15 protein-coding genes are annotated in these 20,132 nt (G+C 45.2%); 8 read left to right on the top strand and 7 right to left on the bottom strand.

Features of this window, described 5'->3' with window-relative positions; translation table 11 throughout:
• Positions 1 to 4 precede the first annotated feature (4 nt).
• From AB4583_RS03470 to AB4583_RS03460, 3 genes are read left to right on the top strand one after another with little or no spacing between them, the layout of a single operon-like run.
• Entirely contained in the window at positions 5 to 2,332 is a 2,328-nt protein-coding gene (locus AB4583_RS03470; RefSeq protein ID WP_017070046.1) for a proprotein convertase P-domain-containing protein, read from the top strand.
• Between the two features lie 4 nt (positions 2,333 to 2,336).
• Positions 2,337 to 3,821, top strand: a complete 1,485-nt coding sequence (locus tag AB4583_RS03465) for a DUF1566 domain-containing protein (RefSeq protein ID WP_017070045.1) — start codon at positions 2,337 to 2,339, stop codon at positions 3,819 to 3,821.
• 2 nt (positions 3,822 to 3,823) lie between these two features.
• Positions 3,824 to 4,381 (top strand): DUF1566 domain-containing protein, encoded by a 558-nt coding sequence (locus tag AB4583_RS03460; RefSeq protein ID WP_004732048.1) that lies wholly within the window; start codon positions 3,824 to 3,826, stop codon positions 4,379 to 4,381.
• A 122-nt stretch (positions 4,382 to 4,503) separates the two neighbouring features.
• On the opposite strand, the gene AB4583_RS03455 is transcribed toward AB4583_RS03460, so the two are convergent.
• Positions 4,504 to 6,147, bottom strand: a complete 1,644-nt coding sequence (locus AB4583_RS03455; protein WP_017070044.1) for a methyl-accepting chemotaxis protein — start codon at positions 6,145 to 6,147, stop codon at positions 4,504 to 4,506.
• A 463-nt stretch (positions 6,148 to 6,610) separates the two neighbouring features.
• Between AB4583_RS03455 and AB4583_RS03450 the strand changes: the two genes are divergently transcribed.
• The 5 genes from AB4583_RS03450 (at position 6,611) to AB4583_RS03430 (ending at position 12,673) form a co-directional block, all read left to right on the top strand.
• The gene (locus AB4583_RS03450; protein WP_017064254.1) at positions 6,611 to 7,432 is read left to right on the top strand and encodes a phosphate ABC transporter substrate-binding protein; all 822 of its coding nucleotides are present in this window, start codon (positions 6,611 to 6,613) and stop codon (positions 7,430 to 7,432) included.
• Between the two features lie 111 nt (positions 7,433 to 7,543).
• The gene (gene pstC / locus AB4583_RS03445; RefSeq protein ID WP_017064255.1) at positions 7,544 to 8,473 is read left to right on the top strand and encodes a phosphate ABC transporter permease subunit PstC; all 930 of its coding nucleotides are present in this window, start codon (positions 7,544 to 7,546) and stop codon (positions 8,471 to 8,473) included.
• 15 nt (positions 8,474 to 8,488) lie between these two features.
• Entirely contained in the window at positions 8,489 to 9,352 is an 864-nt protein-coding gene (gene pstA / locus AB4583_RS03440; RefSeq protein ID WP_017064256.1) for a phosphate ABC transporter permease PstA, read from the top strand.
• Positions 9,353 to 9,442: 90 nt separating this feature from the next.
• Positions 9,443 to 10,192, top strand: coding sequence for a phosphate ABC transporter ATP-binding protein PstB (gene pstB, locus AB4583_RS03435; RefSeq protein WP_004737715.1), 750 nt, complete (start codon positions 9,443 to 9,445; stop codon positions 10,190 to 10,192).
• A 336-nt stretch (positions 10,193 to 10,528) separates the two neighbouring features.
• A complete protein-coding gene (locus AB4583_RS03430; RefSeq protein ID WP_017064257.1) occupies positions 10,529 to 12,673 on the top strand; it encodes a GGDEF domain-containing protein in 2,145 nt (714 codons plus the stop codon).
• A gap of 69 nt (positions 12,674 to 12,742) precedes the next feature.
• Here the strand turns inward: AB4583_RS03430 and AB4583_RS03425 are convergent, their stop codons facing one another.
• The 6 genes from AB4583_RS03425 to AB4583_RS03400 are packed head-to-tail and all read right to left on the bottom strand — an operon-like array spanning position 12,743 to position 19,682.
• A complete protein-coding gene (locus AB4583_RS03425) occupies positions 12,743 to 14,422 on the bottom strand; it encodes a BatD family protein (RefSeq protein WP_372116433.1) in 1,680 nt (559 codons plus the stop codon).
• A 2-nt stretch (positions 14,423 to 14,424) separates the two neighbouring features.
• Positions 14,425 to 16,314 carry a VWA domain-containing protein gene (locus AB4583_RS03420; RefSeq protein ID WP_372116431.1) on the bottom strand — a complete coding sequence of 630 codons (1,890 nt, stop codon included), beginning with the start codon at positions 16,312 to 16,314 and terminating at the stop codon, positions 14,425 to 14,427.
• A complete protein-coding gene (locus AB4583_RS03415; protein WP_017060042.1) occupies positions 16,307 to 17,314 on the bottom strand; it encodes a VWA domain-containing protein in 1,008 nt (335 codons plus the stop codon). Before AB4583_RS03415 ends, AB4583_RS03420 begins: the two co-directional genes overlap by 8 nt.
• Complete coding sequence (locus AB4583_RS03410; protein WP_372116429.1) at positions 17,307 to 17,792, bottom strand: DUF4381 domain-containing protein; 486 nt, start codon at positions 17,790 to 17,792, stop codon at positions 17,307 to 17,309. The genes AB4583_RS03415 and AB4583_RS03410 overlap by 8 nt, the downstream gene beginning before the upstream one ends.
• Positions 17,789 to 18,715, bottom strand: a complete 927-nt coding sequence (locus tag AB4583_RS03405) for a DUF58 domain-containing protein (protein WP_017060044.1) — start codon at positions 18,713 to 18,715, stop codon at positions 17,789 to 17,791. Before AB4583_RS03405 ends, AB4583_RS03410 begins: the two co-directional genes overlap by 4 nt.
• Before the next feature lie 10 nt (positions 18,716 to 18,725).
• The gene (locus tag AB4583_RS03400) at positions 18,726 to 19,682 is read right to left on the bottom strand and encodes a MoxR family ATPase (protein ID WP_017067913.1); all 957 of its coding nucleotides are present in this window, start codon (positions 19,680 to 19,682) and stop codon (positions 18,726 to 18,728) included.
• Positions 19,683 to 20,132: the final 450 nt, after the last annotated feature.

Here is a 20,132-nt window from a genome sequence, read left to right as displayed (position 1 = left end):
GTATATGAAAAAGAGTCTTCTATACCTCGCTTTGTTCTTGGTTTCAGCAGCCAGCAGCGCTGCCGAGTGGGATTACCCAATTGATAATACTGTTGTGACAACGCAACAGGAAGCCAAAGCCTATTTAGAACAAGCTTACCCTGAGGTTGGTACGTTTAGGTTTCGTTATCAAACTCAGTCTAAGTTGGGGCACCACTACAACTTCGATGTATTGATCGAAGGCGAGTACCAACAACAGAAGTCTGTGGTGTTATCAACCAACATAGACGAGCAGGTTTCGCGAGTCTTCAGGAGTCTGGAAAATACCGTATTACTCAATGGAATTCCGACAACGGCAGCTGAGCTTGAAGTTCCTCGTTTGCTAGAAGCTGAGCGAGCGCCAAGCTTAAGCAGCGGGCAAGTGGTTTCGACGCATGTAAATGTATTCAGTCCAGATTTGAGAACTATGGACAAAGCTGCACCACCAGAATCTTTACTTACCGATGTTAGCCAATACCCGAGTCTTCCACATTATGTACAAACTGATGTGGAGGTTTTGAACCACAGCGATGGTATCTACCTTACCAATGATCGTGTCTCTCAGGTTGATGCAGTTGCCTTATATTCGATTGATACTGACTCGGGTGCTGTAACGAATCGTGATGCTTCAAATTTCCTCGCAGCTGAAGGTGTCGCTAAGTTTACTGACCTAGCTGAACTACAAAATGTAGATTGGCAAGATACACGATTCCCGCAATTAATGGTTTTCGCTCACCTTGATCAATCTTTGCGTTATATCAGCAACTTGGGCTTCGATCTGTTTGAAGAGCCACTTGAGTTCGATGGCAGAGGTTTATCCGCAGATAACTCGACCTATTACTATGGCCCCAAAGCCGCTTTGTTTGGTATCGGTGGAGGATCTCCAGATGCATTAGATGGTGACGTAATTCTGCATGAGCTAGGGCATGGGATTCATTATCATATAGTAAAAGATTGGGCTTATGGTCATACCGGCGCAATCGGTGAAGGTTTTGGTGATTACTGGGCGGGTAGTTTTAGCTTTCGTACTCAATATGAAAATGCTCAAACTCGTGGACAAGAGTTCGAGATCGATACCGTCTTTAACTGGGATGGTTACTTCGGGGTCAGGAATACCACTCGTAGCCTATGGAACCAAAGAGCACGTTACTTTAGACAAGCGGAATATCGCCCTCATGAAAGCGTTGCGGGTGAGCTAGGTGATGAGCTTTGGTCAACGCCTTTATTCCAGGCTCTGAAAGCATCGGTTGAACAATATGGTGAGCACGCCTTTAAAGAGTTCGATTCAATCGTACTCGAATCTATGTACGGGGTTGGTCGCGGGTTGAAAATGCACGACCTAGCTGAGAGCACGCTGTTTGTGGCTCAAAAACTGTATCCAAATCGCGATTATGCCGAAATATTGAAGCAAAAATTTGATGTGCATGGGCTGGTAATAGAGCCGTTTAAGGTTGAAGTTGCTAGCCGCTATGTTGATCCAGAAAAAGCGCTAGCGATCGAGTTGTACCCCACGCTCAGACAGGCACAGGTCGACGGTCAGGTTAAAATATCGACATTAACACAGCCATTCGTTAGCGATCCGGTTAACCAACTGTTGATAGAGGCAAAACTTCCTACTGGTGAGGTTTGTGGTTCGTCAGTCACCATGAATACGAGCGTCGATTATCAATACAGCGACGCTTTGAAATCACAAAACTGGCAGCATGATTTGTCACTTGTTTATGGGCTACCTGTCCTCGAATCCGATATCAAAGAAGTGAACAGCTTCCTTCCTGACAGCAGATTGAGTTCAACAAATCAGCCGATCGTTGGGTTTAAAACATTTAATTTCACCCTAAATGGAGCGGTTCAAACAGCAGACGAAAATTTCGGAGTGTACCTAGAGATCGATCACCCTCGATTGAGTGATCTAGTGGTCACCTTGATTTCACCTAGAGGGACACGGATAGATTTACTGAACCATAAATCGACGCGATTTTCTGGCTTTGATGGTTACTTCACACTCAAGCATGACTCGGTTCTAGATTCGTATAAGGGGGAACCTATTAACGGATCTTGGCGCTTAGAAATTGCCGATTATGTGAATGGTGAAACTGGGCACTTAAAACGTTGGGGCCTTGGCACTATTTCAACATACGAATGTGGTGAAACAACCACTTCACCTCAAGAGCCAGCCGTTGCCAGTGGTTCCTCTGGTGGCTCAGCTTCACCCATATCAATTCTATTCATGTCCTTGCTCTCGTTCGGCAGGTCATTTGGTACGCGTAACTTGTCTCTAACGGCAAGGCTCTTTAAAAACAAAACAAGAAGATAACTCTATGAAACCTCAATTGACAATTTTGGCCATCTCTTTGGCTCTTGCTGGCTGCGGTGGTTCGGGCGGTTCCGATACCTCTGCTTCTGCAGCACCAACCTATACCGTGTCAGGTACAGTGACAGCACAGAATGTAGATTTGCAAAGTAAGGTCTGTGCAGACATAAATCAAAACTACATGTGTGATAGTGGAGAGCCAAGTTCGACGGCTAACGCGAATGGCGAATTTAGTATCACCAGCACTAAGAAGTCGATTTTATCGGTTCCTTTGTTAGCTCAGGTGGATACGGGGATTACAGCCAATAGCACGAGCAGCTCTGCATCTTCTTACGCTTATATTGCCGCTCCCGGTCTTCAAAAAAATACGGGAAACGAGATTAATGGTATCAGTTCACTATTGGCGGGTTATGTCGCAGACGGGTTAACGGTAGCTGAGGCAAACAACAAATTAAAAGCGCAGTTGGCGAAAAGTGGTATTACGATCTCTGGCGATATTCAAGACGATTTATCTGCGTCTGAACTCGCGAGTCTGGAACAAAATGTCGTATCAACAATTAAGGCGTTTAAGCACTCTAATCGTGCGTTCATGCTGGCTCAATTGAGTGCGAAATTTGATAAGAGTGCGGCCGATTATGTGGGTGGAGTACTAGATAATGACCAAGTTACTGCTTTTGCAAATTTCCTCGAAGGAGAGCTAAAAGCTGCGACAGCATTGAATGATACGGGTGTTTTACGCTATTTCTCAGATATTGATGACACACAAAATGTCGTTGAACCACAGAGTTCATTCCCAGGTCAAGATGCAGAATACGGCTTTGATAAAACAGAGCTGAATGCCAATACCGGTAATGGTTTCCAGTTCGCAAAGTTAGATTCAAATGGCCAGGTGCTTGCTGATGATGCAGCGGAGTGGTCTTGTGTTTTGGATCAACGCAGTGGCTTGATTTGGGAATCGAAAACGGATGATGAAAGCTCTATTCAACATAAAGATCGCATATTAGCGCTTGAGCTACCTGGACGAGTAACGCCTTACGATCAAGATGTTGATTTAGCGACGTGTAAAACGAAAGGTGATGCGGTATGTACCACTCAAGATTACGTTGAACATATCAATGCAATGAACTTATGCGGCAAGTCAGATTGGCGCTTGCCAACGTTCAATGAATTCTACAACGTGCTCGACTTCGGTGAGACCGAAACCAACTCGGATGGTGAAGTTTATGGTTTAACTTACAAGTACTTCCCACATCAAACCCTTGGTATTGACTATACGACTTACACTGGCTCGGTATGGACACAATCCATTACTTATAGTCAATATACAAACACTGCTGTTGAAGGTGGCTTCTATTATAACGAGATTGGAACCCAGGGCTCAGATAGAGGGGTTGTTGGTTCTATAGAGATCTATTCAGGTGATGTCGATTCTTCAGATAATTATGACTCGTACCAATTCCCAGTTCGCTTAGTTTCACTACAAGGTAAATAGATATGAAAAATTTACTCTCCATCACTTTAATGGCTCTGTTTTCTGCGGGTGCAATGGCACAAGAGTGCAGTTTAGATATGGAAAAATCGGCTCCGAGCACACGTTATGTTGCGAATGATAATGGGACGTTTAGTGATGAACTGACAGGGTTAACTTGGATGCGTTGCCAACTGGGTAAAACTTGGGATACGAAGACATTAGCTTGTAGTGGGCCTGCTGAAACGTATCACTGGCAGAGTGCTCTCTCTATGGTTGAATCAATCAATGATCAAAGTGGCAGTCATGCGTTGCATCAGTTCGGTGGTAAAAAAGAGTGGCGCATGCCAAACATCAAAGAGTTAGTGTCACTAAAAGAAGTGGCTTGCCACTCTCCAGCAATGAGTCACAAGGTGTTTGGTGATACATTTAACGTTGAAGCTGGAAACTTAGCCGTTTATATATGGAGTTCAACTCCTGCGAGTGATGGTCAGAGCGTAATGACGTTTGATTCGATTAATGGTGAGGTTTACCAGTACAACGCCGCACAATATAAATTTAGCGTCTTATTAGTTGCAGAATGATTTAGTTCTTAATGCGTAAATAGAAAGGCCGTGGTTTTCCACGGCCTTTTAGGTTTTGGTATATAGGTCTTAACTTAAGTCTTAGACCTAGACCTTAGACCTTGAAGCCTACACCTTAAACCCTATACCTTAAAGTAATCCAACTGCTGCTTCTGTTGTTCTGCTAGGTTAGAAAGCTCGTGGCTTGCTGCAGCGGCTTGAGTAATGCCGGTTACGTTTTGGCTTACTAAGCTGTAGATGTTTGAGATATTACGGTTGATGTCTGAGGTTACTTGGCTTTGCTCTTCAGCGGCAGAGGCAACCTGAGTGTTAATCTCAGTCATGTCCGTTACCGAGTTAGCAATGCCTGAAAGCGCCGCGCTTACTTCACCTGCAAGAGTTTGGTTGTGTTCCAGCATAGCCAGTGAGCTGCTCATGCTTTCATTCGCGTTACCGGATTGAACCTGCAAACCTTCAATGATGGTTTGGATCTCTTTGGTTGAATCTTGTGTACGTGCCGCTAGCATTCGAACTTCATCAGCAACCACTGCGAAACCACGACCGCTTTCACCCGCGCGAGCGGCTTCAATTGCTGCGTTAAGCGCCAACAGGTTAGTTTGTTCAGAGATACTTTGAATCACCTCAATCACTTTACCAATCTGTTCAGAGTGCTCTTTTAGCGTGCCCACAACATTTGCAGCTTCGCTTAGCTGAATCGCCATCTGTTCGTTAGCTTTGTTGCTTTCATTAAACAAGCTCATGCTGTGTGTCGCCATTTCGTCAGCTTGTTTAGACGCTGAATCGGCTTGTACTGCGTTCTCGTTAACGTGTGCTGCAGTACTTTCAAGTTGGTTTACAGCAGAAGCGACTTGTTCCACTTCTTGCTTCTCTTGGTCTGAGTTAACGCTGGACTGTGTCATTACAGCCGCTAGCTCTGTCGACGCAGAAGCCACTTCGATACTGATTCGAGACAGCGAGCTTACCGTGTCACGCAGCTGTTCAACAGACTGGTTTACGTCTTGCGCTAGGCGTGAGATTTCGTTGTCGCCATACTCTTCTGCTTTAACTAACAAGTTACCTTTTGCTACTTCCCGCATCGTTTCTTGAATGTTGCTGATCGGCTTAACAATGATACCAGCCAGCGTCCAACTGATAATTAGAGCTACAGACAGGATCACCAACAGTGCAATGGTCGCAGTAGTCAGCGTGCTAGCGTGTTGCTGGCCGTTGATGTCGACCTCTTGAGTGGCAAGCAAGTTCAGCTTTTTAGACAGAGTATTGATTGCTTGCACCATGTCATTACCCGCGTGACGGTATTGATCGATGGCTACTTGGTAGCGAGCCTCAAAATCAGAAGATAGCGCAGTATCGCCATGCTTTGCTTTTAGTAGAGGAAGCATAGTGGTTCGAGAAAAGTCGACATAGTGATTCATCGCTTTACTCATTGCGGCTACTTCATCTTGCATGCCTGGCACAGTGTCTAATGAATTCAGTAAGCGAGTATTTTGGTCACGCTTTTCATTGAGCGTTACAACCAGTGTCTTCACATCATCAGCATTGAATAGGCTGTAGATCGCTTTGATGCGCATGCCATAGCTGTTGTCGACGATTTCGCTGAGTTCTTCTTTATGTAGGATGAGTTGATCGGTTGCTGTTGATACATCTTTAAAAGCGTTTTCCAGTTTGTCACCACCGATGATGACACCCGTCAAAAGTAATACGACAGAAAAGAGTACTGGAATGAGAATTTGTATTTTTATCGATAAGCCACTGAGAAGTTGGCGCATGTATTGTCCCTCTTTGAATAAGTAAATGAGCAGAAGCAATTGTTATTATTGTAATTAGCAGGTGATTCTAACTTCTGAGAATGACAATTCAATCAGTAATAGATTCGATTTTGATATATGCGATAGGTATTTGATAAATATTGAATATTTATTGTACAAGCAAGGCTTTACCCCTAAATGAAGTGGGGTATTTAATACAGGTAAGAGGCTGGTAGTCAGTAATGACAAGGGGTGGTGAGATATTAAGCGTTTTGGTTTGAAGACGTTGCAATTAATATTTTTCGCCTATGAATTCACTCGTTCTATTAGCTGAATGCTATTTAGTAAGGGAAAACCAAGAAAATAAATTGCAGTTGTCATATAGGCTTCAATTTAGTGAAACACAACTGTCACATTCGGATTCTAAAGTAGGCCTCGTTCAAGCAAAACATTACGGCAATAACGCCACTAAAGGAAATTTGTGATGAAAAAGACAGTTATCGGTGCAATCGCACTACTAGGCGCTCTAACAGTGAATACAGCTTCAGCTAAAGAAACTATCTCTGTAGTTGGCTCTAACAGTGCTTCTCCACTGGTTGAAGTTTTTGCAGAAACCTACATGAATAAAGGCGAACCAGTGTTCATCGAAATTCAAGCACCAGGTTCTTCTGCAGGCATCAAAGCAGCAAAAAATGGAAGTGCTGACCTTGGTATCTCTTCTCGTGACCTAAAAGAAGAAGAGAAAACAGCTGACCTGAAAGAGCTAGTTATCGCTCGTGACGGTATCGCAGTTGTTGTTAACCCGAACAACGAAGTATCTGCTCTTACTGCTGAGCAAATCACTTCAATCTACAAAGGCGACATCACTAACTGGAAAGATGTTGGCGGTGCTGACAAGCCAATCGTAGCAATCACTCGTGATACTGCATCAGGTACACGTGGTGCATTCGAAGACATCATGAAGCTTAAGAAGAAGATTGGCGATAAGAAAGTATCGGCTATCTCTCAACGTGCACAAGTTGCAAACGGTAACGGCGCACTTAAAGTTTCTGTAGCAAGCAACCCATACGCTATCGGCTTTATCTCTCTAGGTACAGTTGACGAATCTGTTCAAGCTCTAACTATCGACGGCGCTGCTGCGACTGTAGACAACGTTAAGAACGGTTCTTACAAAGTTGCTCGTCCATTCCTAGTTCTTTACAAAGCAGGCGCTCCAACAGCTGAAACTCAACAATTCCTAGATTGGATGGTTGCAGATGAAGCTCAAGCTATCGCTGGTAAGAAAGGCTACATCACAGTTAACTAATCTTAACTGACTCAATCTTAATTATTGCTCAGCCTGCTTTAGGCTGAGCCTTTTCTTTCAACTTTGTTTATTTCGAGCTCTTATTGAGCCACAAAGTTTGAGATTTTATATATGACCATCGCAAATAGTGAAAAGCTTATGAATACTGAAGCGACTCAAATCAACAAGCCAAGTCTACGTGCTAAGAAGCGCATCGACTGGAGAGAAAGAATCTTCCACGGCTTGTTCTTATCGAGTGCTGTAATCGGCATCGTATCACTAGCCGTTATCGCTTACTTTATCGTTGCAGAGAGTATCCCTGCATTCCAAGAGGCCGGTGTTTCTGGCATCGTTCTGGGTGTTGACTGGTTACCTCCAGCTCTATTCGGTGTTGCAACCATGATTGTTGCATCGATTGTTTCGACACTTGGAGCTGTAGTTGTTGGTGTGCCAGTTGGTGTATTAACCGCTATTTTTATTGCTGAGATTGCTCCAAAGCGTCTTGCAGATATTATTCGACCAGCAGTTGAGCTTCTAGCGGGTATCCCGTCGGTAGTTTACGGCTTCTTCGGTCTAGTAATTATCGTTCCAATGATTCAAAACGTTTTCCAAGTACCAGCGGGTAACACTATCCTGGCGGGTATCATTGTTCTGGGTATCATGATTCTTCCTACCGTTATCACGGTTTCTGAAACTTCGATTCGTGCGGTACCTCGTACATACAAAGAAGGTTCACTTGCACTGGGTGCTTCGAAAATCTACACGATTTTTAAGCTACTCGTTCCTGCTGCACGTTCAGGCATTATGACTGGTGTGATTTTGGGTATCGGCCGCGCACTTGGCGAAACGATGGCAATCATCATGGTTATGGGTAACGCGCCAGCAATGCCAGAAGGCATTTTGGACTCTGCTCGTACGCTAACAGCAAACATTGCAATTGAAATGTCTTACGCAAGTGGCGTTCACGCTAACGCACTGTACGCAACAGGTGTTGTACTTCTAGTGTTCATCATGATGTTAAATGGTGCTCTACTTTATCTTAACCGTGAAAAAGCGAAGTAGGCGAGGATAAGTAATATGGATCGCGTAAAACTAAAACAAGCACGTCAAACCAAAGATAACATCCTAAAAGGTTTTATCTGGGCAGCTGCAGCTGTAACCGTTGGTTTCTTATTCTGGATTATTTGGTACATCCTATCGAACGGTCTGCAATACGTAGATTGGAACTTCATCACTGACGATTACACTCGTACTGGTGAAGAACGTGGTATTTTCCCAATGATCATTGCCACGATCTACATGGTAATCGCATCGATTGCGGTAGCCGCGCCACTGGGCATCATGACGGCGATATACTTAACTGAATATGCGAAAGTAGGTAGCCGATTGGTGAAAGTGATTCGATTCTGTACTGAGTCGTTAGCTGGTATCCCATCGATCATCTTTGGTCTGTTCGGTATGACCTTCTTTGTTTCGATTCTTGGTCTTGGCTTCTCGATTCTGTCGGGTGCACTAACGCTAAGTATCCTGATTCTTCCTGTAATCATTCGTACTACAGAAGAAGCATTGATGGCAGTGCCACAAACTTACCGCGAAGGCTCATACGGCCTTGGCGCTTCAAAAATCTACACTATCTGGCGTTTGATCTTACCAAGCGCAATGCCAGGTATCTTAACTTCGGTCATTCTTAGTATTGGTCGTGTAATTGGCGAATCAGCACCTGTATTTTTAACAGCAGGTATGGTGGCACGTGTTCCTGAGTCGGTATTCGATTCTGGCCGTACACTAACGGTTCACCTATATAAGCTGACAACAGAGCTATTTACTATCGATGAGTGGAACCAAGCCTACGGCACGGCGACAGTCCTAATCGTACTGGTTCTCTTGATCAACATGGTTACAAAACTGATTGCGAGACGCTTCAACACGGCAACTTACTAAGCTCATTAGCTGGCTCATAAATAAAGCGAGCCCCCGTGATAAAGAAAGCATCAAGTTAGACACGAATTTAAGAATTTAGAGATTACGAACATGAATAAATTTGATATTGAGAACCTAGATCTGTTTTACGGCGACAACCAAGCGCTTAAATCTATCAACCTGCCAATTCCAACTCGCCAGGTTACTGCTCTGATTGGCCCGTCTGGCTGTGGTAAATCAACACTATTGCGTTGTTTGAACCGCATGAATGACCTAATTGAAGGCGTTACGATTAAGGGTAAGCTGGATATGGATGGCACTGACATCTACGGTAATATCGATGTCGCTGACCTACGTATCCGCGTAGGCATGGTATTCCAAAAGCCAAACCCGTTCCCAATGAGCATCTACGAGAACGTGGCATACGGCCTACGTGCTCAAGGTATCAAAGACAAAAAACACATCGATGAAGTGGTTGAGCGCTCGCTACGCAGTGCTGCACTGTGGGATGAAGTAAAAGACCGTCTTAAAGCGCATGCATTTGGTCTGTCTGGTGGTCAACAACAGCGTCTATGTATAGCACGTACCATTGCAATGGAACCAGATGTAATCCTGATGGATGAACCAACATCGGCTCTAGACCCAATCGCGACACACAAGATTGAAGAATTGATGGAAGATCTGAAGAAAGACTTCACTATCGTTATCGTAACGCACTCAATGCAGCAAGCGCGTCGTATCTCAGACCGCACGGCTTTCTTCCTAATGGGAGAGCTTGTAGAGCATAACGAAACCAGCGTTATCTTCAGTGAACCAAAAGATGATCGTACTAAAGGTTACGTAAACGGTGACTTCGGTTAATCGACGATTTACGTGTGGTATTTAAGCGATTAGATACCTTTACACACTAACTGAAACGCAGGTTAGATAATCGAATAGAACAACAGAATTATCACTATAACTATAAGCGATGGAAGTTTTGCCCCACTATAGGTGGGGCTTTTTTATGTGTCTAAAAAATCCCCAATGTCGATGTGATTTTGGGCAGAGAATCCCATTTTTGTCGTCCTTCTCATGCTTGTGATAATGTTAAAGGTGAAACTGCGACCCGCTTAACATCTCATTTTTACTTACATTGATTGCATATCAAGCCTTCTGTATTTTTGCTTTATTCTTAATTGCCAATGGAAGGAAGCTGTGCCTGTTAAAGCCTTTGCAAAACAAATATCTGCGACACGCGACCATCGTCTGTTGGCTGAGTCTCTTTTTGACTATCTGGTTAAGGTACTTACTCCAAAAGGGATAGGAATATTTGCTGAACCGACGCCGGAGAGCGACGCATTACCGCTTTTTTCTTATGGCGACCTAACCTCATTGGCGAGCTACCCCTCTACATTTTGGCCGTGGGTCTCACAGTTTGATACCGCAGACGGGGTTTTGCCAATGGCTATCAACACCTGCAAGTGGGAACACATGAAAGTGCTTGGTGGGGAGTCGTTTATCATGATGCTCGACAACGCACCTGCCTCCAGAACTTATTTAATTGTTCAAAATTGCAATGCTGAGAAGGTTAATCAAACCTTTGACCAAGATCTTGATGTGTTACAGCTCGCGGCTGCCCGTTGGCAATGTATTCGTGCCGAAAAGAACGCGGCGCTAGAAATCAAACACAGAGACACACGTGAAGCTCAATACTTAGATGAGATAAAGTTACGTGAGCTGTTTGTAGAGAACATGAAGCTGGTTCATCAGGTCGCGCTTGAGCTTTCTAACCCTGAGTCACTCGATGCTTTGTATAAAGCATCGGTTGAGGCTGTGCGAGACAGGTTAGGGTTTGATCGTGCGATCTTCATGTTGCTTGATATGAAAAAGCGTTGTTTCAGCGGAACTTATGGCACTGACGAAGCGGGTAAAACCAACAGTGAACACCACACTCAATACGATTTGCACCAACTTGAAGCGGAATACATTGAAGCGCTGTCTGATAACCATACTAATCTAGTCATCATCGATAATGCGCCCCTGTATACAGAAGGTAAGGTGGTCGGGCAGGGGTGGAATGGCATGCTTATCTTGCGTGAAGGCGACAAACCTGTCGGCTGGATCGCCATGGATAACTACATTCATCGCTCACCGATTACTAACTATCAAAAGCAGATGCTTGAGTCTTTTGGCTCTTTGCTTTCTCAAATCTATATTCGCAAGCGCCAAGAGCAGAACATACGTATGTTGCACTCGAGTATGGTTGAGCTGTCTCGATGCGATAGCGTCAGTGAAGTCTGTAAGTCCGCGGTTAGTTTTGCGATTCAACATCTAGGTATCGATCGACTGGCTGTTTTCCTAACAGACAAAAAGTGCAGTTACATGCAAGGTACTTGGGGCACTGACATCAAAGGCGATATTGTCGATGAGTCCTATTATCGCTCTGAGCTGGTGGAACGTGACATTGTAGCCGCAGCTCGTGCTTGCCCTAATCAAGTTGCCTTTGAAGAATCAGTTCCTATCTATCACGATTTCAATATTGTGGGAGTCGGTTGGACGGCAATGACCATGCTCACCACCAATACGGGTGAGCCGATTGCGTTTATCGCTGCTGATAACCTATTAACTCGCAGTCCTTTAACCTCACAGCTTCGTGAGGTAATACGTATCTTTGCTTCGAGCCTTGCTGAGGTGCTGCAAAGAACCATGGCTCAAGAAGAACTGAAAAAGCTCAATGAAACATTGGAGCAAGAAGTCAGTAAGCGTACCCAAGAGCTAGAGTTGGCGAATGAGCAATTGGATATCATTTCTAAGCTAGACCCACTGACGCGCCTTGGAAACCGCCGTATGTTGTCGCAGGTTCTAGAAGACTTGAACGGTGACGATCAAGGTGCCTTTGCCTTACAGAACGAAATTACATTTGGCTTGATTCTTGTCGACCTCGACCACTTTGGTTTGTACAACAGTGTCTATGGTCATACTGAAGGGGATGCGGCTCTGAGGACGGTAGGTGAGATACTGAATGCCCATGTTCACAATGATAAAGAAACCTTCTGCCGGATTGGTGGTGAGGAGTTTATGTTGTTGATGATTGGCACGAATCACTCAGAGACAAAGCAACGTGCAGAGTCGATTAGAAAATGCATTGAAGAGGCAAAAATCCTCCATTGTGAAAGTAGTACCAGCCCATATTTAACGGCATCCGTTGGCTATGCCTCGATAACTTCTGATCAGCACCAGTTTGACTTCGACCTACTTTATGGCAAGGCAGATAAAGCCTTGTATCAAGCCAAAGACTCTGGGAGAAATCGAATCGTTTCTGCCTTAAAACGTAAAAAAGTCACAGCCTCTCTTTCTTAAAATAAAGGCCGTTGATCTCAAGATGATCAACGGCCTTTGTGTTTTACTGTTGTTGATGAACAGCGTCGACTAAAGATTTTCTAGCGAACTATTATGCTTTTTACTCGCAACTCTCTTGGGCTTCTTCAACGTTTTGATTGCCAGCTCAGGGCTCCATGTTTGGGCTGGTGAACCGGCTTCACCATAAAGGCTTTGGTTTAGCTTGGTGAGTTCGGCTTCAACGGTTTGTAACGTTTCATCACTTAGATCTGTATTTTCAGATTTCCATTGCTCAAATAAGGTTCTGGTCATCACGCCATCTTTCGTTCTTAGAGCTTCAATAAGCGCTTCTGCGGTATCTGATTGACGTTCAACAGTGTGTGTTGGTTTTGTCGTTACACCGCGGCGTGACCAGAAGTAGAATGCCAATGCTGAGCTGATTAGCCACAAAGCTGCAAATAGGGCGGTGAGATAAGGCCAGATCCCAGGGCTATCCACAGTAACAACCGTCGGGCTTACTTGTTGGGCGGGCGTAGCAGTTACTGGTGGAGTGCTTGACGTTGCGCGATCACTTGCTTTTACCGCTAACTCTAGCCCCTGCGCTTTGCTTGTTTGTTCTGATTGCAAATCGGTGTTAAACCAAGCTTGAGATACATCAGGAAGCGAGATGTTTCCTGCCTCTTTCGGAATCAAGACTTGCTTGTAAACAACGACAGAATCACCTGACTGAGTTGTGCCAAATTGCGGCTTCTCTTCATAAACACGTACCGAATTAGGGTAGGTGATATTCAGTTTTGGCAGCTGGTGTTGCGTTAAGTTGCTAGCCGTCATCGTGATGGTACGAGTTAACGAATCACCCGCTTCCATTTCAATGGTTTGGTTGTCGCCTTCTAAACCATTACTATTTCCCAGTTGATTGCCTTGGCTATCTGACCATTGTTGAATCAGTTTGAAGTTTGATGTTGGTAACCACTCACCTTGGTAGCCTTTTGGTACGTCCTTCACAGTTACATCTAAGATTTCAACGGGTGTGTCGAGTTGGAACAAACGTGTTGTACTAGAGTTATTGGTTGAGTAGACAACAGCTCCTGTTAGCTTCGGCCCGTTCAGCTTAAATTGACCTGCTTTTTGTGAAGAGATACGGAAAGACTGTTGAACTACCGTCACCTCTTGTCCATTGAGAACGTCTTGAAATTGCTTCGATTCCCCAATAGGTTCCACATCTAAGCCCGGCGAGCTCGGTGGCGCTATTTTAGGATCTTGCAGCCTTCTTGGGTCAGCTTTGATGATGAGTTTTACATCAAGCTCAGCCACTTCTTCTGGGTACAGCGAGTTCTTGCTGAGATTAAGCTGGAACTCTGCCATATCATGTTGAGTTGGAGCGGCTTTGTTAATTGCAACATTGATGGTGATAGGCTTGGTTTTTGCCCCTTCAATATCAAAACTCGGGATTTGCAACTTACCCAAACGCAGTGGAGCAAGGGTGATGTTCCACTCGCTTGACACCGAACGGCTGCCATTGACGATTCGCATCGACGAGCCAAAGCTTGGTGTACCGACATAGAAGTCCTGCTGGAGCGCTGTTAGATCTAGAGCATCAGAGGAGACCTTTTCATCGGTTGCAACTCTAAGAAGGAACACTTCATCTTTGGTGACACTGTTATGTGAAACGCTCGCCACGGCGTTTGCAGCCAATACTGAGAAGGACGAGAAAGCTCCCAACAACAATGTTAGGAGTACGGATAAAAATGGCTTGTTTAAAAATCGCATGGTTACCACTTTTTGTTCTGGTTGTTAGGAGCACTTTTTTGTCGTGCTTGTAAAATCATTTGCGCTTTAAGCAGTTGGCTCGGGTCACGGGCGCTTTCTACTTGCTCAAGTTTTCGCATGTCAGGGTCGCTCGACAGAGGTTGATCTGAGGTTTGTGCTACAGCTTGCTGACTACTTTGCTCACCATCTTCTTTTGAAGCTTGTTGTGCGCTAGCACTTTGAGGTGTAGCGCCTTCTTGGTCACTCTGTTTCGGCTGATCACTGTTACTTTGTTGCGTGGCTTGCTTGTCGTCTTGTTTAGACTTTTCAGAGTCAGAGTGATTTTCAGGTTGGCCTTGAGATGAGTTTTGGTCTTGGCTACCGCGTTGATCTTGGTTACTGCTTTGATCTTGCGACTTGCCATTGTCAGCGGAGCTTTGTTGTTGATCCTGAGAGCTTTGCGAAGAATCATTTTGCTGACCTTGCTGACCTTGCTGACCTTGCTGATTTTGGTCTTTCTGGTCTTTGGAGTCAGAATCGCCTTGCTGTTGCTGTTGCTGTTGCTGTTGCTGTTGCTGTTGCTTCTGAGCCTGTTCGACAATCTCTAGGTTCTTCTTGGCATAAGCATGTTCAGGGTTGCTTTCAAGAATACGTTGATACTCTTGGATCGCTTGGTCGTACTTACCTTGTTGGGCTTGAGCGTTAGCAAGGTTGTAGCGAGCATCTTCACTAGAAAGCTCTTGCAGCGTCTGCTCTGCGGCTTCGAAATCACCGGCTTTGTATTGAGCAATGCCTTTCCACTCTTGTTGGGTGAACTGTTCAGCAGCTTGTTGGAAGTCCTCGTCCTGATACAGCTGATAGCCTACTTGATCATTGGTTTTCCACGGGTTCGCAAACGCAGTATTTGGTTGGCTAAAAGAGATAACTCCAGCTAAGGCACACCAAATAACCCCTTTCCTGAATAATCCAAGTGCCGGAAGTAATAGCAAAGGCAGTAACCAGAAACCGTTGTTCACTCTGGTGTTGAGTGAGTTCTTGGTCTTGGTTACTTCCGATGTTGTTGCAACGCGGTCGAGGTAGCTCGCGATGTGTTCAACATCTGAGTTATCAAATTGAACTTCAGTGAACGTGCCACCATAGCTGCGTGTAAGCTCGCGCATGTTCTTCAAGTTGGTTCTTGCCACCACGGTTTGTCCTGAGTCGCTTTGCAGCATCGACCCCGTAGGTAACGAGATTGGCGCACCGTTTTCACTCCCTACAGCTAGAATCGACAATGTCCAATCGTTGCCAGAGAGTAGGGAGTCGATCTGCTTCTTCTCTTGGTCATCGATGTCATCAGCAATCAATACCAAATCACCTTGGTAGATCTTCGCGCGAGTCATCATATCAATCGCAAGCTTAACGGCTGATGCGGCATCACCACCTTGATAAGGCATGATATCTGGCGATAGGTTAGGCACTAGGTTTTTGATGGTGTTGATGTCTGACGTTAGCGGGCTAATGGTGTAAGCATCCCCAGCATACGCCACCATGCCTGTTAGCCCTTCTTTCCACAATGAAAGCAGATCCAGAGCCTTGTATCGCGCTTGAGTTAAGCGATTCGGCTTAATGTCGGTGGCATACATAGACATCGACATATCCATGATCACAACTCGTGCCTGCGTTTTTTCAAAGCTTGGTTGTTCGTTTTTCTCGAAGCTTGGCCCAGCTAACGCAATAACGCCGACCAGCCACCAAATACCGAAGTAAGTACTGCGATTTTTCGATGGCTTGCTTGATTCTGGCGCCAAGTAACGGGCGATGTGTGACGCGAGTAATCCTTGTTTGGACTGTGTCTTGCTCAGCCACCAAATAGCGGGCAGCACGGCAAGCGCCAAGAACCAATATGGGTAGATAAAAGTAAAGTTAGACATTGTTTCTCCTAATGGCTAACAGCATAAATGCGAAGAACATTGCCGCCGACAGTGGCCATACAAACCACTCTTGTTGCGGTCGCCAGATCTTAGTGGCGTTCGTCACGGGCTCTAACTGGTTAATGGTGTCGTAAATCGTCGCTAACTCTTTGCTGTCACGCGCTCGGAAGTACTGACCGCCGGTGCGTTTGGCAATTTCTATTAGTGTACGTTCATCCAAGTCTTGAGCAGTATTGACTTTGCGCGTCATGAAGAACTCTTTGACCATCATCTCGCCTGCACCGACACCCACGGTGTAAATCGTTGCGTCGTATTTCTTTGCAATATCCGCCGCTTCTAATGGGTCTAATACCCCGGCGGTATTACTGCCGTCGCTGAGTAGAATCATTACACGTTGGGGCGCATCGCTATCGACAAAGGTTTTGGTGGCAAGACCAATACCATCACCAATCGCGGTTTGAGTACCAATCAGCTTTAACACCGCTTGATTGAGCTGTTGTGAAAGCGTATCTCTATCTAGCGTAAGCGGGGTCTGCAAGTAGGCGTGATCAGCAAATAACACCAGTCCAACTCGGTCGCCTTTTCGTCGCTCAATAAAGTCACTCAATACGCGTTTCACCGCCGACAAGCGGTCGATGTATTCGCCATTGAACTGCATGTCTTCTTGGCTCATCGAGTAGGAGAGGTCGACAACCAACATCAAATCACGATGTTTCGGTTGAAACTCTACCGGTTCGCCATACCATACAGGGCGCGCGCTCGCCGTAACCAGCAGAAGCCAGATAATCACGGACAACGCCTTTGGTAAGCGACTGCTCGGTGTTTTGGTATTACTGTCTTCTGGCAGAAATGGAAGTCTTAGGACATGGCTTGATTCTGACTTTGGTGAGAACAAGTAAACGAGCAACGGCAGTGGCGCGATGAAGAACATCCACCACCAAACGAACTCGATGTTTAGCAAGTCCCCGCTTAGAAACATAGGGCTTAGAAAATCACTCATAACGACCTCGCTTAGGAGGAAGGGCTTTAAGAAGCCAAGTTTCGCAATCATTAACCAATTGCTGTTGAGCCTTTTTCTGTTCGTCGTTCATTAGGGCTACATCTTGATAGAGCGCTTGTTGCCACTGGGATTGTTTTGCTACAAATAACGGCTTCGCCAATTGCGCATCTAAGAACTTCAACCAATCATCACCAGACAAACCTGCAATTTTTTCACGAGGGAAATAGCTCAGTGCTGCTTGACGAAGGATGCGTTGTGCTTTGCTCGGAGACAAGCCATCTTGGGACTGACTATTGCTAAAGTAAGACAGTGCTTCTTGCTTCGCCTGTTGATTGTTTTTTCTACGTTTTACAATGAAAAACACCAAAGCAATCAGGGCAATGGCTGTGATAACCACTGCCCACCAACCCCACGCCAAAGGCCACCAAGTCGGTGCATCTGGCGCAATAACCGGACTTAAATCTAAGGGCTGTTTCATGACTGAGCTCCTGATATCTGGCTCATGAGTGACTGCGCACTCGACAGCGAGCTATAAGGTATCGCGAGAGACAACCCCATCTGTTGCAGCTGCTGTTTCTTAAGCGAAAAAGCATGGTTAAGCTTTTGCTTTTCTTTATTGGAAGAGAAATTAAACCATTGAGTTTTGCTACCATCGGTGACCTGTTTAGAACCTTTATAGGTGGTTTCACCCTGCTCTAGCGGGTCGTAGAAATGCACAAGACGTACTCTGTTGTGTCGGCGAATTTGACTGATAAGTGAGTAGTCACTTTCTTGGTAACGCACAAAGTCACTGAGCATAATAATATCGCTTCCTTTAGGGCAAAGCTGGTGCAGAGATTTCAGTCCATGCTCTAAGGTCGTGTCATTATGATTGTCGTGATTAGTCAGTGCCGTATTATTGATTTCTATGACTTTTTGCAAAATACGCAGTGGAGCATGGTTGCTTGCACTTGGCTTAATCTCAATGACCTCTTTGCCAGTATCGATCACCGCGCCAATTCGATCTTTTTGAGCCACAGTAAGCCAGCACAGTTGGCTAGCAAAGTGTGCAAGTTGAACCGATTTCAGCAACAAGGTTGAGCCGAAAATCATACTGCTTGATAGATCCAAGAATAAAATGACAGGCTGTTCTCGTTCTTCAGAGAAAAGTTTGGTATGCGCTTTGCCCGTTCTGGCTGTTACACGCCAATCAATGCTGCGAATGTCATCTCCCGCTTGATATTGACGAACTTCAGAGAAATTCATCCCGCGACCTTTACGGTTGCTCTCGTGTTGGCCGTTAAGCTGTGACCAAAGGCTCTTGGCGGGAGGCAACCAGCGAACAGACTGCGCTTTGTATTGCAGAAGTTCGTCCAGGTTTAACGTGACACCGTCACTATGGTTGGGTAGTTGATTATTCATGCGCGTATCCCTATGCGCTGCCAACCAATGAAATAAGGTGTGCGATCACTTGGTTTGCGGTGACACCTTCAGCTTGTGCGTGGTAGCTGCGCAGTAGACGGTGGCGTAACACAGGGAATGCCATCGCTTGAACGTCTTGTGGCGTGACGTAATCTCGTCCTGCAAGCCAAGCGTGAGCGCGGGCACAACGGTCTAACGCAATGGTTGCACGCGGGCTGACACCCATGTCTAACCATTGATCAAGTTGGTCACTGTATTGCTTAGGTTGGCGAGTCGCCATAACCAGTCTGATGATGTACTGCTCAATGGTGTCTGCCATGTGAGTGTTGAGCACTTCTTGGCGCGCTTCAAAGATCGTTTGCTGAGATATCTGTTGTGGCTGAGCTGATTCGTTACCTTGAGCCTCACCACGGTTGAGTCGTAAGATCTCAAGCTCGCTTTCCATATCTGGGTATTCAACCTCTAGGTGAAGCAAGAATCGGTCTAACTGAGCTTCCGGTAGCGGGTAAGTCCCTTCTTGTTCAATTGGGTTCTGTGTTGCCATCACTAAAAACAAGTCTGGCAGGGCGTAGGTTTTTCGGCCTGCAGTGACTTGCTTTTCCGCCATCGCTTCTAACATCGCCGCTTGCACTTTTGCAGGAGCACGGTTGATCTCATCCGCCAGGATAAGCGAGTTAAAGATCGGCCCTGATTGGAACGTAAATTCCCCTGTCTCTGGTCGGAAGATATCAGTACCCGTCAGGTCGGCAGGCAGTAAGTCAGGGGTAAATTGAATGCGGTGGAAATCCCCTTCAACACAATCAGCCAGTGATTTGACTGCACGGGTTTTCGCTAACCCCGGAGGACCTTCAACCAGAATATGACCATCAGCAAGTAGTGCGATCATCAGTTGTTTGACGAGCTCTTGCTGACCAATGATTTGAGACTCTAAATAGTTTTGAAGGACTTCGAAATTCGTTTTGTGCATTTTGGACTCTCTGGGTATCCATTTGATTTTTATTGTAAGTATTGGTCACTGATTTCGAGGAAAAAGTTCCAGTACATTTGCGTAATTTATTTTTTCAAAATTGGAAATATTTACAAGTGGTTAGCTAAAAAAATCGTTAGGTTGTGATTATTACTATATCAATTGGTTTTTATATACAAAAGCTCGGCGGTGGGGAGTGGTTTGAGTTCGGTTGGGTCTAAGGGCTGAAAGCTAAAATCGACTCTCGACAATGCGGTATTTGCTTAGTTAATTCATATTTAGGGTGAATACTTTTGATCGTTACATCGTGTTTGCAAATTTTTGAGAGAAAAGTCTCTAGTTTTATTGGTTGTGGCCGATACATCACTCAGATTGTGCATTGCTTGTTGGAGTGCACTAAAAAAGTCCTGTTCAGGGTATACCAATAACGAGCGATTCTTTTTAAAGGTC

The organism is Vibrio sp. 10N.222.49.C12 (assembly GCF_041475025.1).
Lineage (GTDB): Bacteria > Pseudomonadota > Gammaproteobacteria > Enterobacterales > Vibrionaceae > Vibrio > Vibrio crassostreae_C.
Note: the sequence above shows the minus strand (reverse complement) of the source record. Positions and strands in the feature narration are given on the sequence as shown.